Raw genomic sequence first — 17,057 nt, forward strand, 5'->3', positions numbered from 1 at the left:
TATTGCTAGCAGCGTCTTTAACGACTGGTTTTGTAGCAACAACTCAAGCAAATCAATTAGATGATTTGTTAAAACAAGTAAAAGCTGACCGTGTATCTGAAGCTAAACTTGATAAAAAACGTGAAGCTGAATTTTTATCAGCACGCGCTGACAAATCGGCTTTATTAAATAAAGCTAAAAAAGAGTTAACAAGTCAGCAAGCACGTAACAAGCGTTTAACTAAAGCTTATGCAGCGAATGAAATTTCTCTTACGCAAAAGTCAGTTGAATTAGATAATGCGACCGGCACACTAGGTGAAATGTTTGGTGTTTCACGTGCTGCAGCTGCTAATGCCTTTGGCCAAATCAGTACTTCAATTGTAAGTGCGGAGTTTCCTAACCGTGGTGAAGCACTTAATCGTATCGCTAACGCAAAAGAAATTCCAAGTATCGCTGATCTAGAAGAATTATGGTTTGCTTTACAAACTGAAATGACTGAGTCAGGTAAAGTTTCACAATTCAGTGTTGATGTAACTAAACTTGATGGCACTAAGTCTACTGAAACGATTACTCGTATCGGTACCTTTAACCTAGTATCTACTAACGGTTACTTAACTTACAACGATGAAGTAGGTCAAGTTCAACCTTTACCTAAACAACCTGCAGGCTATATCAGTGAAACTGCTGCAGATTTTTTCAATACTTCTTCAGGATATGCCGCAGTTTATGTCGATCCTTCACGTGGTGGTATCTTAGCATTAGAAACACGTAAGAAAACTGTTGATGAATTCTTCCATGAAGGTAAAGAAGTTGGTTACGCTATCACGGTATTATTTATCATCGGTCTTCTAATTGCAGCTGAACGTTTAATCGTTTTAGGCGGCATGACTTCTCGCATTAAAGCTCAAGAGAAAAACCTTGATAAGCCAAATGAAAATAACCCATTAGGTCGTCTACTTAAAGTTTTCTATGATAACCAATCTGCAGATGCTGAAACACTCGAATTAAAACTTGATGAAGCGATTCTTCGTGAAACTCCACAAGTTGACCGTGGTGTTAACTTAATCAAAATGTTTGCTGCTATTGCCCCGCTTATGGGTCTATTAGGTACAGTAATCGGTATGATTATGACTTTCCAAACAATTACTTTGTTTGGTACTGGCGACCCGAAAATCATGGCTGGTAACATCTCACTTGCCCTTGTTACAACAGCATTAGGTTTGATTTGTGCATTACCACTTATCTTAATCCACTCAATTGTTGCAGGTAAGAGTAAATCAGTTTTACAAAAACTTGATGAGCAAAGCGCTGGTTTAATCGCTGCTATTGCTGAGAAGGGGTCTAAATAATGTTATTCCTGATAGAGCTTTGGGAATCTGTCAGGGGTTTTATTGCGACAGGTGGCAACGTTCTTTATGCTGTTGCCTTCGCACTCTTATTAATGTGGATACTGATGATTGAACGCTTTTGGTTCTTAACATCAGAGTACCCAAAACTTAGAGATAGTATTATCGCTAATTGGGAAGCTCGTACAGACACTACGTCTTGGTATGCACATCGAATTAGAGAGACTTGGATCTCCGAAGCAGCAGAATTACTCGAAAAGCGTATGATTACCATAAAAACCTTGGTGGCTATGTGTCCTCTTATCGGCTTACTGGGAACAGTAACGGGTATGATTGGCGTATTTGAAGTCATGGCAGAACAAGGTACAGGTAATCCACGACTAATGGCCGCTGGTATTTCGCAAGCAACAATTCCGACTATGGCGGGTATGGTTGCAGCGTTATCAGGTGTGTTCTTTAGTACAAGACTTGACGCTAAACTTAAACTAGCAAAGGCTAAACTGGTTGACAGTTTACCTCATCACTAGAGAGAACTATTCATGGCACGTAAAAAAATCCGTGAGGACGAAGAAGCAGTAATTGATATGACACCGATGTTAGACATCGTATTTATCATGCTGATCTTCTTCATCGTAACTACTTCTTTTGTAAAAGAAGCAGGTATTGAAGTAAATAAACCGAAAGCGGCGAATCAAACTAAGCAAAAAAATGCCAATATCTTTGTTGCAATTAAAGAAAATGGTGAGATTTGGTTAGATAAAGGTCGAGTAGACATTGAACGTGTTGGTGCAAGAATTGAAAAATTACTTGCTGAGCAACCTACCGATGTTGTAATCATTCAAGCTGACAAAGACGCTAAACATGGTGTTGTTGTTAAAGTAATGGATGCAATTAAAGAGGCTGGCATAGACCGAATTTCTATCGCGGCTGCGAAGGGGTAAAATATGGTTCGCTTTTTAGTATCAATACTACTAGGCGCTGCAGTTACCTTTGGCTTATTTGTATTTATGGCCTTCCTTGTTTCTAGCGGAGATAGAAGCAAAGAAGATCAGCAAGAAAATATAATAGTAGAAGTAAATACTACGCCGCCAAAGTCTGCAGCAGAGCAGCGTCGCCGTGTACCGCCGCCGCCGCCTCCGCCGCCTAAAACGCCGCCGAAGCAGCAAACACCGGAGCCTGAAACCAGCAATAATACTGGTGGTTTAAACTTCAATATGCCGGGTGTACAGATGTCAAGTGCGTCAACTGGTTTGTCTGCTCCTGGAGCAGGTATGGGACGTGATGGCGATGCTACACCGATCGTACGTATCGAGCCTAAGTACCCGATTCAAGCTGCTAGAGATGGTAAAGAAGGTTATGTAATCCTTTCTTTCTCCATCAATAAAATTGGTGGTGTTGAGGATGTTAAAGTTATAGAAGCTAAACCTAAGCGTGTCTTTGATAAAGAAGCTCGACGTGCACTTAGAAAGTGGAAATACAAACCGAAGATTGTTGATGGTGTACCTTTAGTACAAAAAGGCTTAACCGTTCAACTTGACTTCAAAATGGGAGGTGATTAGTTATGTTTAATAAATTAGTGTTTAAAAACTTAAAACTTAAAAAATTATCCACTTCTCTAGTTGTTGTTGCTTCGTTACTTGTTGCGCAGGCTCCGTTTGCAAATTATGCAGAAGCTGCTGGTGCAGAAAAAACCGAGAAAAAGAAGCGTAAGACACAACTTGTTGGACCACGTGTTGGTAAGAAAGTACAGAAAGCTTTTGAAGCTTATAGTGCGGACGATGTCAAAGGTGCTCTAGTTATTTTGTTGGATATTGACGCTTCAAAAGCTTATGACAAAGCTTATGTAGCTCGTATGATTTCTGTTATGTATGCAACCTTAGGTGACAATGAACAGAAAACCATTGAATATCTTAAAAAAGCTATAGAGCCTGATCTACTTAATACAGCCGATCATAGCCAGTCTTTAAAGTTATTGGGCGACATGCAAATGCAGACCAAAGACTATAAAGGTGCGTTGAAGACTTACTATGCTTGGATGGATTTCTCTGGCGAGAGTGATGGTCAAACCTATATTAAAATTGCTAATGCGTATTACTCGTTAAAGCAATTAGATAAAGTGATTGAGCCAGCTGATAAAGCGATTGCTGCTTTTGGTGATAAACCAAATCAAAACCCATACATCTTGAAAATTACTTCTTACTATGAACGTAAAAAGTATAAAGAAGCTGTTCAGGTTTTAGAGACAGTAATACAGATCTTCCCGGATAAGAAACAATGGTGGACACAATTGCCAATGTTTTATTTACTGATCGAAGATTACGATAAAGCAGTACAAACACTTGACTTAGCTTATAAACTTGGTCACTTGCAGAAAGAAGGTCAAATAAAGACTCTAGCAAGCTTATACTCTCAATCTGAAGCGCCTTTTAAGGCTGCTAAGTTGTTAGAAAAGCATATTGCTTCTGGTCTAGTTAAACGTGACGATAAAAATATCGCTACTTTAGCTAATGCTTGGCATTCTGCACAACATATTGATAAAGCCGCAAGTTATTATGGTGAATTAGCCAAAATGACAACTAATGCGAAACATTATCGTAAACAAGGTATGTTGTTAAAACAAGATGAGCAGTTTGCTAAAGCTATTGTTGCTTTGAATAAAGCTCTTGAATTAGGCGTATCAAATCAAGGTCGAATTCATATGAGCATTGCTGAATCGTATTTCTATCTTGAGAAATACAAAAAAGCCTATGCGGCTATTCTAAAAGCAATGAAAGATCCAAAGTCTCGTAAATCGGCTAAAGGTTGGAAAAGCTTTATTGTTGACACAGCTAGACGCAAGAACGTTACTATTTAGTTTGAACGCTTAGCGTTAAGTTAAATTTTAATATTAAAACCAGCATATATCTTACGGTAATGCTGGTTTTTTATTGCCTAAATTTTATTAGGATGAAATTTTTATTTACCCGTTCAGGTCTATGTAAAAAGTTATATCACTAAATCTCAATGATAATGAGATCACAAACAAATCAGTAAAGATAAAGGACATAAATCATGAATATAGTTAAGAAATCATCAATAGCAGCGGTACTTGGCTTACTTACTTTTAGCCTTTTTGCTAGTAATGTGGCAAAAGCAGAGACAAACCCTTTTGCAGCCAATGAACTAGTCACTATTGCCGCGGAACACACCGATACTAAATGTGGTGAAGGTAAAGCGAAAGATGGTAAAAAAGGTAAGTGTGGGGAAGGAAAATGTGGCGAAGGTAAAATGAAAGACCACAAAAAAGGCAAGTGTGGTGAAGGTAAAATGACTAGTCACGAGCAAGGAAAGTGCGGCGAAGGTAAAATGAAAGCCGCTAAAAAAGGAAAATGTGGTGAAGGCAAGTGCGGTGAAGGTAAAATGAAAGACAAAAGTAAAAAGTGTGGTGGCTAATTCCCTCACTTACTATTAGGTAATGAATAAATGACGGGCTAAGGCCCGTTTTTTTGTGACTAATAAATCTGTCAGTTAACTGCAAAGATGCTCATCAAGTAACTTGGCTATATATAGCTATACTGTAATAAGCATACCTACTGTACCCGAGGTTTATATGAACACTTCAACCCGACTAACTCGCTATTTAACTGAAAAAAGCATTCCATACCATGTGGTTGAACATTTCCACAGTAATAGTTCTGTTGGTACGGCAATCACGGCTAATATTTCCTTAAAACAAATAGCCAAAGCTGTGTTGTTGAAAAATCATGAAGATAAAAAGTTGCTGGCGATACTACCCGCGGCTGACAAAATTAGCCTATCTGTACTCAATGAAAATCTACATGGTAGCTATCAATTAATGAAGGAGCAGGAAGTCTATCAGGTATTTTCTGATTGTAACCCTGGTGCTGTACCCCCAGCAGCGGATGCTTATCATTTGAGTATGGTTTGTGAGCAAGAGTTAGCTAAATTATCAAAAGTTTACCTCGAAGCAGGCGATCATGAGACGCTACTTTGTGTTAATCAGCATGACTTTAAAACGTTAATGACATCTGGCAAGCAGCTGCACTTTAGCCGAGAAGTATTTCACTAACAGTTATGTTAGCTATTAGCCTTAGTGTGTATAATAGCGTTCTTATGCTTATGTACTGGATATTACCGTGAACAATAATGATGTTTTACGCCGCTTGCGTTACACCTTTAATTTTAATGATAAACAAATGGTAGCTATCTTTGCCTCGGCAGGTGAGGAAGTAAGCCGTGAACAAATAAGTCAATGGTTGAAAAAAGACGATGATGGCGACTTTGTTTCATTATTTGATACCAAATTAGCAATATTTCTCAATGGCTTTATCAATGAAAAACGTGGTAAAAAACCTGGTGCTCAGGCGATACCAGAGAAGCGACTATCCAATAATATTATTTTAACAAAACTTAAGATCGCACTTAATCTACAAGCTGAACAATTAATCTCACTGCTAGAAACCGTTGACTTTCGTCTAAGCAAACCTGAATTAAGTGCCTTTTCACGTAAAGTTGATCATAAACATTATCGAGAGTGTAAAGATCAGGTTTTACGAAACTTGTTACAGGCTATTGATAAAAAATATCATGTCGAAAGAAGTAAGAAAATAGTTAGTTCAGCTGGTAGTGCTTCTAAACCAGGTAATGACAAAGGCAATTACACTAAGAAAAAAACAAATAAAACAAGTCAAACGAGCAAAGAAAAGCCTTCGTCGCCATGGGTAGAAGGGGCAAGGCCAAATGCTAGTAATATTTATGTTAACCCAAACAGCACGGCTAATCCTAAACGTCAAAAGCTCAAACTGTCCAAATAAAGATAAGCCTTTGGCAATGAAATTATACATTAGTGCTAAGATGGCGTTACATTGAAATTATTTTGTTTCATCTTTGATCTACGATTACCCTATAAACTGAAATAATTATAGGGTAAGATCCGCGCCAAATTAGCTATAACTGTTAAAAATGTATATGAATATATTAGTTGTTGATGACAAAAAAACTGTTCAAGATTTACTAACAGAGTTACTCATTTCACAGGGGCATAATGTTGATAAAGCGATTAATGGTCTAGATGCTTTAGGTAAAGCACAACAAGGCAATTATCAGCTCTTTATTATCGACCATTTAATGCCTTTGATGAATGGCCTACAGCTTACTAAAAACTTAAAAAACATCCCCGGACTTGCTGATAGTAAGATCATTTTTATGACCACCCAAGGTAGTCATACCCTCAAAGCATTACCCGAATTTCCGTTGTTTGATCGCGTTATCGATAAGCCTATTAATAAAGAGTTATTGCTAAGTTTGATTACAGAGTTCAGTGATTCAAGCTTTGAGAGTGATGGCTGGCAAGTTAATTCATAATATTGCTTAAGCAGGCGTATTATCGCTATAAAAAATAGCAGAATTGCTTTATGATTTACATATCTATTTATTACTATTACAGCGAGCCTATCTAAGGCTTTCTGCTTCGAAATCATGAATAATACCCAACAACAACAGTTGCTCAATGCGATACAGACTGTCCCTGATTATCCAGTTAAAGGCATTATGTTTCGCGATGTCACCAGCTTATTAGAAGATGCAGAGGCTTTTGCTTTAACCATTGAGCTATTAGCCAATACCTACAGAAATAAAGGTTTTACCAAGGTTGTTGGTACTGAGGCTCGCGGCTTCCTCTTTGGCGCCCCTTTGGCGCTTGCTCTGAATATAGGCTTTATCCCTGTTCGTAAGCCGGGCAAGTTACCTCGTGATACCTATGCACAGGCTTATCAATTAGAGTACGGCGAAGATATCTTAGAAATTCACCAAGATGCGCTAACTCCAGCAGATAAAGTACTCATCATTGATGATTTATTAGCAACTGGCGGTACCATTGAGGCAACAACTAAATTGATCCGACGTCTTGGTGCGCAAGTACAAGATGCTGGTTTTGTTATATCTTTACCTGATTTAGGTGGCGAAAAACGCCTTGCAGATATTAATATCACCCCTTATTCGCTTCTTCAGTATCAAGGCGAATAATTTGTCACTGAATCAAAAAGTAATTTAATATGAGTTATCAAGTTTTAGCGAGAAAATGGCGACCTAAAAATTTCCAACAATTAATGGGCCAAGAGCATGTTGTCAATGTGCTTGCCAATGCATTATCTCAACAGCGCTTGCACCATGCCTATCTCTTTACTGGCACGCGAGGTGTAGGTAAAACTACCATTGCACGAATTTTTGCTAAAAGTCTTAATTGTGAAATTGGTATTACCGATAAGCCCTGTGGGGAATGTGATGCCTGTATTGATATCGACCAAGGTCGCTTCGTTGACTTACTAGAAATTGATGCCGCCTCTAAAACTAAAGTCGATGATACCCGTGAAATTCTTGATAATGTTCAATATGCACCAAGCCGAGGTCGATTTAAGGTTTACCTGATAGATGAAGTGCATATGTTATCTCGTCATAGTTTTAATGCCTTATTAAAAACGCTAGAAGAGCCACCTGAACATGTAAAATTTATTTTAGCGACCACTGATCCGCAAAAGTTACCTGTTACTGTTTTATCACGTTGTTTACAGTTTCACTTAAAAGCCTTAACGGTTAAGCAAATCGAAGAAAAGCTCGCTGAAATTTTATCTCATGAAAAAGTCAGTCATGAACAAGGTTGTTTGACTTTACTCGCTAAAGCCGCCCGTGGCAGTATGCGTGATTCACTGAGTTTAACAGATCAAGCCATTGCTCAAGGGCGAGGAAGTATTAGTTTAGTTAATATTCAACAGATGCTTGGTGGTATCGACCAAAACTGGGTTTACCAGCTGGTTATTGCTTTATTAAAACAAGACAGCCAAGCATTAATGGCGTTATCACAAGAAATAGCCTCATATGCGCCTAGTTATAGCCGTTTATTTGCGGAATTAATTCAGTTATTTCATCAAATAGCTTTACTGCAAATAGTTGATCAGCATTTTGATTTACCCGCTGATTTGTTAGGGTTATTAAAGAAATTTAGTAAAGCTATGTCAGCTGAAGATGTGCAGCTTTATTACCAAATAAGTCTTAATGGCCGCAAAGATTTACCTTATGCTTTTGATGAGCAAGCCGCTTTTGATATGACTTTATTGCGCTTACTTGCTTTTAAGCCAATGCAAAAGTCACAGTTTAGCAACGATTCAGTTACCGCCACCAATACCCAAAGCAATGAAGCTAGTATCAATGAGGTTAACTTCGATGATGTTGAGCTGATAAAATCGGCTAAAGTGCCGGCAAGTGCCGTGGCTTTACCTCAAATTCCTGCTGTTGAGTTAACTGAGAGTCCAGCTGTAGTAGCTCAACCTGAGCCTGGAGTTCAAGCTACTAACATTGAGTCTGTTGCTAGTGCGGACAATGTCCAACAAGAACAATTGCATGATGAAATGCTTGCTATCGAGCAACAAGCAGTCGAACTTAAAAATAGTGCCGGGAAATTTCCAATTCAAGCTCCGAGCCAACAAGTTGCGGCTCAAGCACCTGTTATCCCAGAGCAAGAAGTTGTTACTCCACAGCAAGTATCATCAATACCTAGTAGCAGTGAACAAAAAAGCCCAACACCGATTAGTCCAAATGTGCAAGAAGGGCAACTTAGTATTGATAGTCCAGTAGCCTCCGTGCTCGCAACGAGGAATATGCTTCGAAGTCGAAAGAAAGAGTTGGAGAAGCAAGCAAAAAAGCCAAGTGACGCAGCTCTGCGTCAGTCTAGTAACCTAGATAGTAATAAAAACAGCGTTAGCGAAGCACCGGTTGACTCACAGGTAGCAGCAACGGAAAGTGTTGTTATAGCGCCAGAGCCAGAAGTACCCTTTCATCAAGATAATATTGATCCTGCGAAAATAACAAAAGCGAATCAAGTTGATAAGTGGGCGCATATGATTGATTCTATGCAACTTACTGCGCGTATTCGGCAACTAGCGATTCATGCAACCATTAGTGAAGATTCGACTGATGATAATTTAATTCTTAAGTTAGATCAGGCAACTCGGCATTTATATACTGAGGTCGCTCAACAACAGTTACAAAGCTATATTTGTCAGTTTCTATCTCGGCAAGTTACCGTTACCCTCGCTATTGTTGAAGAAACGGTAGCTGATCCTTATCAGATCCAAGTGCAAATTAATGACAAACGACTTGAGTATGCTAAGACTTTATTAAAAGAAGATGCTGTGGTTATCGCTTTACAAGACACTTTTCAAGCAAGTTTAAATGAAGAGAGTATCTCGCCACGGGAAAGCTAATTTTTCTCTTTGAAATAGGCAATGCTCTAACGGAATAAATTCATTTCATTTACGTTCAAAACTTGCTGTCTTTCAGGTAAAATAGCACAATCAAAGTATAAAATAGTCAACCTAGCAAATATTGGAGAAAGAACATGATGAAAGGCGGAATGGGTAACTTAATGAAGCAAGCCCAACAAATGCAGGCCAAAATGGCTAAAGCTCAAGAAGAGCTGGCAAAAATGGAAGTTGTTGGTGAAGCCGGTGCTGGTATGGTTAAAGTAACTATGACTGGTAGCCACAGTGTGCGTCGTGTTGAGCTTGATGACAGCTTAATGGACGATGATAAAGACATGATTGAAGATTTACTTGCTGCTGCAGTAAATGATGCCGTACGTCGTGTGGAAGAGCAGAACAAAGATAAAATGGGCGCACTTACTGGTGGTATGCAATTACCACCAGGTATGAAAATGCCATTTTAGGCTGCTTCTCTAAGCTAGCCCATAAATATAAAAGCTCAAGCATTGCTTGAGCTTTTTTGTTTTTGGCAATGCTATTTTTATGTTATTGGCAAACTTGATGAAGATAAGCCGCGGCCCCGATTAAACCCGGTTGGCTTTCAGTAATAACATATGTAGGCGTTTGTTGGTTTAAATGAGACATACGACCTTTAGTTTCAAAGCGTGATCTAAATTCGCTGTCTTTAACATAGTCAATAAAGCGAGGTACGATACCGCCAGCGATATATACGCCACCAAGAGAGGCTGTTGTTAAAGCGAGGTTACCAGCAAAACTACCTAACACTTTACAAAATTGAGCTAAGGCTTGCTGACACAATTGGCAGCTGCCATTTATAGCCTGTGCACTAATATCTTTCGCCGTTAACTTAGTTTCAGAGGGGGCTGATGAGTCTTCACTTTTGATAACTACTAATGCCTGATATATTTGCTCTAAGCCATAGCCAGAAAGAAGTTGCTCATAGGATACTCGTTTCTTAAAGGTTTTTAAGTATTGCAATATTTGAATATCAAGCTCATCAACAGGGGCGAAATCAATATGACCGCCTTCGCCACTCAAACAATGCCAATTGTTATTGACAGGAATTAAGTTAGCAACGCCCAAGCCTGTTCCTGGTCCACAAACGGCAATAGGTTTATTTGCTATAGGTTCGCCGCCACCAATCTTTACTTTTTGTCCATCTGTTAACATGGGTATTGCCATAGCAATAGCGGTGTAATCATTGATTAGCATTAATTTGTTAAGCTGTAACTCTGCTTTAAGTTCTTTTTGAGAGAACTGCCAAGGTAAATTGGTCATCGAAATTAAATCATCATCGGCGGGGCAAGCTATTGCCAGACAAGCATTGATACTGGCATTAGTCAGTTGCTTTTCTACCAGATAGTGGCGAATAACGTCAATCAAACTTGAGAATTTAGCACATTGATAGCTAATGATTTCTGTGATGTTATTATTTTCGGTAATCGCTAATCTGATATTAGTGCCGCCAATATCAGCAACCAGATTAATTACTTGAGTATCTTGTGAGGTCATCATCTTTTGTGTTACTTCTCGTTCAAAGGTATTTATTTTTCAACTGCATTAGCAACTAATACCAAGTTGATTAAGTTCTTTCCCACTCAGCGAGAATTAAAAGTCTTAAAGACAAGGCATTGATTGAAGAGAATGGTTATTCCCTTCTCAAAATCAATAACGCTGTGTGTAAGCCTTTTAAACTCGCCCTTGGGAGCTTACTCGATGACCACTAACTTCGTTAAATTCATTTGATTTAGAATGACTAAACCGGAACAAATTCGCCTTGTTATTGAACATCGTTCATAGCTCTGAGTAGGGAAGAAATTTAATCAAATTGGTATAAGCTAAGTTTTGTTAATTACGGAATCTCTGGTAATAAGTGTCGGTTCAAAAGAATGGGTAATTGACATATCCTTTTGTTTATAAATATTTTTCAATACTAACTTTGCCGCCATATGGCCCATTAAATTTACCGGATTATCTATGGTGGTAAGTTTAGGGTAGGTATGTCGTGCAAAAATGATATTATCAAAGCCTATTATTGATAGATCTTTAGGTAAGGACAGCCCTTGCTCTCTGCCATAAGTTATTGCTCCCGAAGCCATCTCATCATTGGCACAAATTAAAGCGCTAAACTCCTGTTTACTCTCAATGAAAAATTTTAAGCCGTCACTACCACCGGTTTCTTTAAAGTCACCTTCAAAATATAGCGTGTCACTAAACGCTATATTATTATCTGCAAGTGCTCGTTTATGACCCGCTAATCGGTCTTTTGAATCGGCTTTAAATTCTGGTCCTGCGATATAGGCAATAGCTGAGTGCCCTTGTTCTAATACTGACTGGGTTGCTAAGTAGCCGCCTAATTCATTATCTAAGCTAATGCAGTTGTCATTTAAACCTTCAACTAATCGACTCATGAAATAGACCGGCATTTTACCTTTGCATAAATCAATCAGGTAAGCATCACTGACGGCCTCGACGTGTAAGATAATGGCATCACAATTTCGGCTGATCAGAAACTCAATGCCGTCCTTCTCTTTATCTTCTTCACTGTGACCACAGGTAATAATGACATGTTTGCCAGCGGCTCTTAATTCAGCCTCGATGCCCGCCATCATTTGACCAAAGAAAGGACCATGTAATTCTGAAACTAATATGCCAACACTGTTGCTTCTATTGGATGCTAATGATTGCGCAATAGAATTAGGGCGATAGCCTAACTCTTTCATGGCATCCTGAACTTTTAGGCGTGTTTTATCGCTGACTCGAGAGTTTTTATTTATCACCCGAGAAACGGTTGCTAAAGAAACCCCCGCCAGTTTTGAAACTTCGTATATAGTCGCCATGTTATTCCTAAGTTGCGCAATGTTGTGGTAAATACTTTGAATTCTAACGATAAAATTCTAACATGTTTGCCGATATATTAACTAGTAGTAGTACTTAATTGTGCTTGGATTTTAACTACTTTCTGCTCTGTTAAGGTGTATTTTCGCATAACCCAAGCAACAGCAAATGAGCCTAACGCGGGTAAAACGGTAAAGGATAATAATATCCCTTGTTTGGTGGCTTCTGTTTGAGCAACATCTGCCTGGTAGTTATAAAATGCTAATAACCAACCAGCTAGTGCGCCGCCAATAGCTACGCCCATTTTAATGAAAAAGATTACACCAGAGTAAACCATGCCAGTAATACGAATACCGGTTTTTTTATGACCATAATCTATGGTGTCAGCCATTTTCGCCCATAACAGGGGCGTCGCCATATCTAAAAAGAATTTCCAAGCGATAAAAGCAATATAGGCTAAAACAATTTGCTCTTCGCCAATGAAAAAACTAAATAAACATATGGTTGCTGAGATTACTTGTAGAGTGATATAAGCCTTAATTTTACAGACCCGCTTTGCCAGTGGTTGGGCGACGGCGCAACCAATCATACTGGCAATAACGCCTAAAGTAAGGAAGGACGTAATTAAGTCTTCACGACCAAGAAAGTATTTCACATAATAAATGGCTAGGGTAAAGCGTAACACTTGCCCGGTTAGCAAAAATAACGCGGCCATACACAAAATACGCCATTGATCGTTTTGCCATAAAGATTGCAGGTTTTCTTTAAATGATGACGATTGATTTTCAGGTAAGCTGACTCGCTCTTTAGTGCCTAAAAAGCATAACAAAAACAATATTAAGCCCAGTGAACTCATAGCTATCATGGTCATTTGATAGCCTTTAGCGCTATCACCATTGCCGAAAAACTCCACCATGGGTAACGTGGCTGCAGCAACAATAACGCCGCCTAACATACCAAAAACAAAGCGGTAAGATTGTACGGTAACTCGCTCTTTTGCATCGGCGGTTATGACTCCACCTAGTGCACAATAAGGTATGTTAATGGCGGTATAGGCAATCATTAATAAGGTATAAGTGACAAAAGCATAAATTATTTTAGTATCGTCGGGTAAGTCCGGCGTGGTAAAAGCCAATATGCTGATAATGGCAAAGGGAAAAGCAAGCCATAGTAGGTAGGGTCTAAACTGGCCCCATTTACTTTTAGTGTTGTCGGCAAGGTTACCCATGAGCGGATCTGTTATCGCGTCTATTAGCCGAACCACAAGAAACATGGTACCAACGGCTGCCGGTGATAGCCCCATAACATCGGTATAAAAAAGTAATAAAAACATCATTACGGTTTGAAAAATAATGTTACTGGCGGTATCGCCTAAGCCATAGGCTATTTTTTCTCTAACACTGATCATATATAGTAAACTCTCTTTTTTTATTATTATAATTTAGCTATTTATGTTTTAACTCATTATCGCTAGCTATACCAAACTGCTATGGCTAAACTGCGACTAAGTCTGCTCTACGTTGTATTAATTCATCACCTATTTGTTGATTTTGTTTACAGCTTAATGGGTATAGCATCATTAATGCTGCACCAGCAAAAGCAAAGGCAGCGGGTATCCAGCTCATCAGTAATTGCATACCGGGCAAAGCGGCTTCGATAGTGGCTTTGTCCATACCGTCATAACCATAGTTAGCAAGCACGACCAATACTAGTGCGCCAGCAAAACCGCCACCAGTTTTTTGTACAAAAGTTCCTGCAGAGTAGATGAGACCAGTTGCTCGGCGACCATTTTTCCATTCAGAGAAATCCGCAGAATCCCCTAACATAGTAAAGAATAGCGTTGGCATCATGGCAGCAAAGAATTCAGCACTACAACCTAAGATGAAAATAGCAGTGATATTGCCCTGAGGTACCCAATAGAAAGCGGCGGTTAATAAACCACTAAGCATGAGTGCGACAATAAATAATTTTCGCTTACCCAACAATTTTGATAAATAACCAGTACATAAGGCGCCTAATATAGACACCAGTAAAAGAGCGATGAAGTACTTACCAATCATGAGTTCATCGCCCACTTGATATTTGAAATAATAAGCGATGGTGCCGTATTTTATGCCGTTAAACATCATGGTTAAAAAGCCAATGCCTAAGAGTATCAACCAAGGTTTATTGGTTAGTAGGTCAACCATATCTCGTTGCGTGCCACTCATATCTTCAGGCGTATTTTTGATTAAACGCTTAATCAGTATCCACATAGAAGTCATGATGATGACAAAGAATATGCCACTATAAATATCGCGATAATAGAAAAATAAACTCATCGCTAATAAAGGCAAGATGATAAAAGGTAAGTTCTTACTTAAATCAAATAACTCAGTTTTTAAATTGCTTGATTCATCAACGACCGTCGTTACCCGTTCTTTGGTGGTGGCAAATGTTATTACCATAAGGGCAATTAAAATACCGGCAAACATGTACATACTATATTGATAACCTAAGGCATCATTGCCGTCGCCAAAATAGGTAACCAAATCAGGTAAAAACCCCATCACCAACAAACCACCAGCAAAAGCGCCAGCAAAACGAAAGCCAGATAAACTAGTGCGCTCAGTGTCACTAGCGGTCATTACGCCCATCAAAGCGGAGTAGGGCACATTATTTACGGTATAGGCGAGGGTCAGGCCTATATAGGTTACATAAGCGTAGATGAGTTTATTGCTATCAGATAAATCAGGGGTGGTGAAACATAGCACCATAAATAAGGCTAAAAAGGGCGTTGACCATAATATCCACGGGCGAAACTTGCCCCAGCGAGTATTAGTACGATCGGCAATCATGCCCATAATGATATCGGTAACGCCATCAGATAAACGCACCACTAAAAATAGCATAGCGGCAGCGGCAGCCGTTAGACCAAAAGTGTCGGTATAAAACACCGCTAAGTAAGCTAAAGCGCCGCGCCAAACTAAATTAGCGGCAGCATCGCCCGTGGCATAACCTACTTTTTCATAAAAGGGAATTTTAGTCATTTGCTTTCCTATCATTTAGCTTGTAATCATTTGGGCAAAAAAATCGGCTTATCTATTTGTTATCTATTACTTATTAGGGCTTTATAAGCAAGTCCGCTGGCTTTGACTGTTCTTATTTGCGTGTCGTAATCGACATAAACAATGCCAAAGCGTTTTAAATAACCTTCAGCCCATTCAAAGTTGTCCATTAAACTCCAAGCAAAGTAGCCATTAACTTGTACACCTTGTTCGATAGCATCATGCACTGCATTAAGGTGGTTTTGATAATAATCTATTCGGTCTACATCATTTACTACACCAGCAACTAGTTTATCAGCCATTGCCGCACCATTTTCAGTGATGTAGATAGGTGGAAGTGAGTATTTTTCATTGAGTGATACCAATAATTCAGTAAAGGCTTTTGGATAAATTTCCCAACCTATATCGGTTCTAGGCTCGGGGGCATCTATTTGAAAAAAGTGCTCATCAGTATCTGCGCGGTAAATAGAGCGGGTATAGAAGTTAACCCCTAAAAAGTCCATAGGGTGAGTAATTATTTCCATATCCCCCTCAAGTACTTCAGGGTGATGTTCAGTTGGTAATTGCGCCATTATTTCTGGATATTCACCGTCAAATAACGGTTTGATATACCACTGATTGAAATAATCATCAGCAAAAGCCGTAGCTTTTATGTCTGCTAAGGAATTAGACTCTGGGTAGCAAGGCGTGAAGTTTAGTACTATACCATTTTTGCTATTAGGACTATTTTTTTCTAGTACTTGCATAGCTAAACCATGGGCAAGTAATAGATGGTGAGCAGCTTTCTTACCAAACTCTTTACCGACAATACCGGGAGCATGAATGCCGGCTTCATAACCTAAAAAGGCACTGCAAAAAGGTTCGTTGAGCGTAGCATAGGAATAAACCCTATCGCCAAAAGCTGTTGAAATTAAGTCCGCGTAATCTCTAAATTTATAAGCGGTTGCTCTATTTAACCAACCACCGTTATCTTCAAGGTATTGTGGTAGATCCCAATGATAAAGCGTGACAAAAGCTTTAATGTTTTTAGATTTCAAGGTATCTAAAATATTTAGGTAATAAGCGACACCTTCTTGATTTAAATCACCAGACTCTGTGATTACTCGCGGCCATGAAATTGATAGTCGGTAAGCATCAACACCTAAAGACTCTATTAAATCAATATCTTGTTGCCAAAGATTGTAATGATCACAGGCAACTAAGCCATTTGAACCATCAATGACTTTACCTGCGGTATCACAAAATGTGTCCCAGATACATGGTAGGCGATTATTTGCTCCGCCCTCTATCTGAAATGAAGCTGTTGCTACACCATAAATGAAACCTTGTGATAACATTTTAGATTGAGCGGGTAGAGTAAGTTTGACAGTCATTAACTTTATACCTATGTCTTTAAGCCAACTGAGTTTGGCTATTATCTTAATTTTATTTTTATCTAAGCAATTACATAAATACTTGATAAAAACTCTAGTCTGTTTATTAATATAACCATGTAAGCGCTTACATTTAGATTAGTGTTTTCTGTGCTTAAGGTCAACATATTTCAGTTTGATTTAGCTGAGTTATCTATA

General features: G+C 38.9%; 17 protein-coding genes. 12 read left to right on the forward strand and 5 right to left on the reverse strand.

Going from position 1 to position 17,057, the window contains the following annotated elements:
• The first annotated feature begins 2 nt into the window (after positions 1-2).
• The 12 genes from HRT50_RS07350 (at position 3) to HRT50_RS07405 (ending at position 10,044) form a co-directional block, all read left to right on the forward strand.
• The gene (locus HRT50_RS07350) at positions 3-1,328 is read left to right on the forward strand and encodes a MotA/TolQ/ExbB proton channel family protein (protein WP_291612923.1); all 1,326 of its coding nucleotides are present in this window, start codon (positions 3-5) and stop codon (positions 1,326-1,328) included.
• The gene (locus HRT50_RS07355; RefSeq protein ID WP_291612925.1) at positions 1,328-1,852 is read left to right on the forward strand and encodes a MotA/TolQ/ExbB proton channel family protein; all 525 of its coding nucleotides are present in this window, start codon (positions 1,328-1,330) and stop codon (positions 1,850-1,852) included. The genes HRT50_RS07350 and HRT50_RS07355 overlap by 1 nt, the downstream gene beginning before the upstream one ends.
• 12 nt (positions 1,853-1,864) lie before the next feature.
• Complete coding sequence (locus HRT50_RS07360) at positions 1,865-2,266, forward strand: biopolymer transporter ExbD (protein WP_291612927.1); 402 nt, start codon at positions 1,865-1,867, stop codon at positions 2,264-2,266.
• A 3-nt stretch (positions 2,267-2,269) separates the two neighbouring features.
• On the forward strand, positions 2,270-2,884 hold the full coding sequence (locus tag HRT50_RS07365; RefSeq protein WP_291612929.1) for an energy transducer TonB: 615 nt from the start codon (positions 2,270-2,272) through the stop codon (positions 2,882-2,884).
• Between the two features lie 2 nt (positions 2,885-2,886).
• Positions 2,887-4,179: a hypothetical protein gene (locus HRT50_RS07370; protein ID WP_291612931.1), complete on the forward strand. Its 1,293-nt coding sequence runs from the start codon at positions 2,887-2,889 to the stop codon at positions 4,177-4,179.
• 197 nt (positions 4,180-4,376) lie between these two features.
• Complete coding sequence (locus tag HRT50_RS07375; protein ID WP_291612932.1) at positions 4,377-4,757, forward strand: hypothetical protein; 381 nt, start codon at positions 4,377-4,379, stop codon at positions 4,755-4,757.
• Positions 4,758-4,914: 157 nt separating this feature from the next.
• Positions 4,915-5,394: an aminoacyl-tRNA deacylase gene (locus tag HRT50_RS07380; RefSeq protein ID WP_291612934.1), complete on the forward strand. Its 480-nt coding sequence runs from the start codon at positions 4,915-4,917 to the stop codon at positions 5,392-5,394.
• Positions 5,395-5,461: 67 nt separating this feature from the next.
• Positions 5,462-6,139: a DUF1456 family protein gene (locus HRT50_RS18845; RefSeq protein WP_367238863.1), complete on the forward strand. Its 678-nt coding sequence runs from the start codon at positions 5,462-5,464 to the stop codon at positions 6,137-6,139.
• Between the two features lie 154 nt (positions 6,140-6,293).
• Positions 6,294-6,689, forward strand: coding sequence for a response regulator (locus tag HRT50_RS07390; RefSeq protein ID WP_291612937.1), 396 nt, complete (start codon positions 6,294-6,296; stop codon positions 6,687-6,689).
• 114 nt (positions 6,690-6,803) lie between these two features.
• Positions 6,804-7,349: an adenine phosphoribosyltransferase gene (apt, locus tag HRT50_RS07395; RefSeq protein WP_291612939.1), complete on the forward strand. Its 546-nt coding sequence runs from the start codon at positions 6,804-6,806 to the stop codon at positions 7,347-7,349.
• Between the two features lie 29 nt (positions 7,350-7,378).
• Positions 7,379-9,583, forward strand: coding sequence for a DNA polymerase III subunit gamma/tau (gene dnaX, locus HRT50_RS07400; protein WP_291612941.1), 2,205 nt, complete (start codon positions 7,379-7,381; stop codon positions 9,581-9,583).
• Positions 9,584-9,717: 134 nt separating this feature from the next.
• Positions 9,718-10,044, forward strand: a complete 327-nt coding sequence (locus HRT50_RS07405; RefSeq protein ID WP_057181681.1) for a YbaB/EbfC family nucleoid-associated protein — start codon at positions 9,718-9,720, stop codon at positions 10,042-10,044.
• Positions 10,045-10,126: 82 nt separating this feature from the next.
• Here HRT50_RS07405 and HRT50_RS07410 read toward each other — a convergent pair whose 3' ends face one another.
• The 5 genes from HRT50_RS07410 to HRT50_RS07430 form a co-directional block, all read right to left on the reverse strand.
• Positions 10,127-11,116, reverse strand: coding sequence for a glucokinase (locus HRT50_RS07410; RefSeq protein ID WP_291612946.1), 990 nt, complete (start codon positions 11,114-11,116; stop codon positions 10,127-10,129).
• A 323-nt stretch (positions 11,117-11,439) separates the two neighbouring features.
• Positions 11,440-12,441, reverse strand: coding sequence for a LacI family DNA-binding transcriptional regulator (locus tag HRT50_RS07415; RefSeq protein WP_291612948.1), 1,002 nt, complete (start codon positions 12,439-12,441; stop codon positions 11,440-11,442).
• A 77-nt stretch (positions 12,442-12,518) separates the two neighbouring features.
• Positions 12,519-13,847, reverse strand: a complete 1,329-nt coding sequence (locus HRT50_RS07420; protein ID WP_291612950.1) for a glycoside-pentoside-hexuronide (GPH):cation symporter — start codon at positions 13,845-13,847, stop codon at positions 12,519-12,521.
• Positions 13,848-13,932: 85 nt separating this feature from the next.
• Complete coding sequence (locus HRT50_RS07425; RefSeq protein WP_291612953.1) at positions 13,933-15,468, reverse strand: MFS transporter; 1,536 nt, start codon at positions 15,466-15,468, stop codon at positions 13,933-13,935.
• A gap of 59 nt (positions 15,469-15,527) precedes the next feature.
• Positions 15,528-16,859: a GH1 family beta-glucosidase gene (locus HRT50_RS07430; RefSeq protein ID WP_291612955.1), complete on the reverse strand. Its 1,332-nt coding sequence runs from the start codon at positions 16,857-16,859 to the stop codon at positions 15,528-15,530.
• Between the last annotated feature and the right edge of the window lie 198 nt (positions 16,860-17,057).

The sequence above is a fragment of the Colwellia sp. genome (genome assembly GCF_013215345.1).
Classification (GTDB): domain Bacteria; phylum Pseudomonadota; class Gammaproteobacteria; order Enterobacterales; family Alteromonadaceae; genus Colwellia.

Coding starts and splice junctions, on each gene's coding strand:
- HRT50_RS07355 (WP_291612925.1), top strand. CDS start 1,328: ATGTTATTCCTGATAGAGCTTTGGGAATCTGTCAGGGGTTTTATTGCG.
- HRT50_RS07360 (WP_291612927.1), top strand. CDS start 1,865: ATGGCACGTAAAAAAATCCGTGAGGACGAAGAAGCAGTAATTGATATG.
- HRT50_RS07365 (WP_291612929.1), top strand. CDS start 2,270: ATGGTTCGCTTTTTAGTATCAATACTACTAGGCGCTGCAGTTACCTTT.
- HRT50_RS07370 (WP_291612931.1), top strand. CDS start 2,887: ATGTTTAATAAATTAGTGTTTAAAAACTTAAAACTTAAAAAATTATCC.
- HRT50_RS07375 (WP_291612932.1), top strand. CDS start 4,377: ATGAATATAGTTAAGAAATCATCAATAGCAGCGGTACTTGGCTTACTT.
- HRT50_RS07380 (WP_291612934.1), top strand. CDS start 4,915: ATGAACACTTCAACCCGACTAACTCGCTATTTAACTGAAAAAAGCATT.
- HRT50_RS07390 (WP_291612937.1), top strand. CDS start 6,294: ATGAATATATTAGTTGTTGATGACAAAAAAACTGTTCAAGATTTACTA.
- apt (WP_291612939.1), top strand. CDS start 6,804: ATGAATAATACCCAACAACAACAGTTGCTCAATGCGATACAGACTGTC.
- dnaX (WP_291612941.1), top strand. CDS start 7,379: ATGAGTTATCAAGTTTTAGCGAGAAAATGGCGACCTAAAAATTTCCAA.
- HRT50_RS07405 (WP_057181681.1), top strand. CDS start 9,718: ATGATGAAAGGCGGAATGGGTAACTTAATGAAGCAAGCCCAACAAATG.
- HRT50_RS07410 (WP_291612946.1), bottom strand. CDS start 11,116: ATGATGACCTCACAAGATACTCAAGTAATTAATCTGGTTGCTGATATT.
- HRT50_RS07415 (WP_291612948.1), bottom strand. CDS start 12,441: ATGGCGACTATATACGAAGTTTCAAAACTGGCGGGGGTTTCTTTAGCA.
- HRT50_RS07420 (WP_291612950.1), bottom strand. CDS start 13,847: ATGATCAGTGTTAGAGAAAAAATAGCCTATGGCTTAGGCGATACCGCC.
- HRT50_RS07425 (WP_291612953.1), bottom strand. CDS start 15,468: ATGACTAAAATTCCCTTTTATGAAAAAGTAGGTTATGCCACGGGCGAT.
- HRT50_RS07430 (WP_291612955.1), bottom strand. CDS start 16,859: ATGACTGTCAAACTTACTCTACCCGCTCAATCTAAAATGTTATCACAA.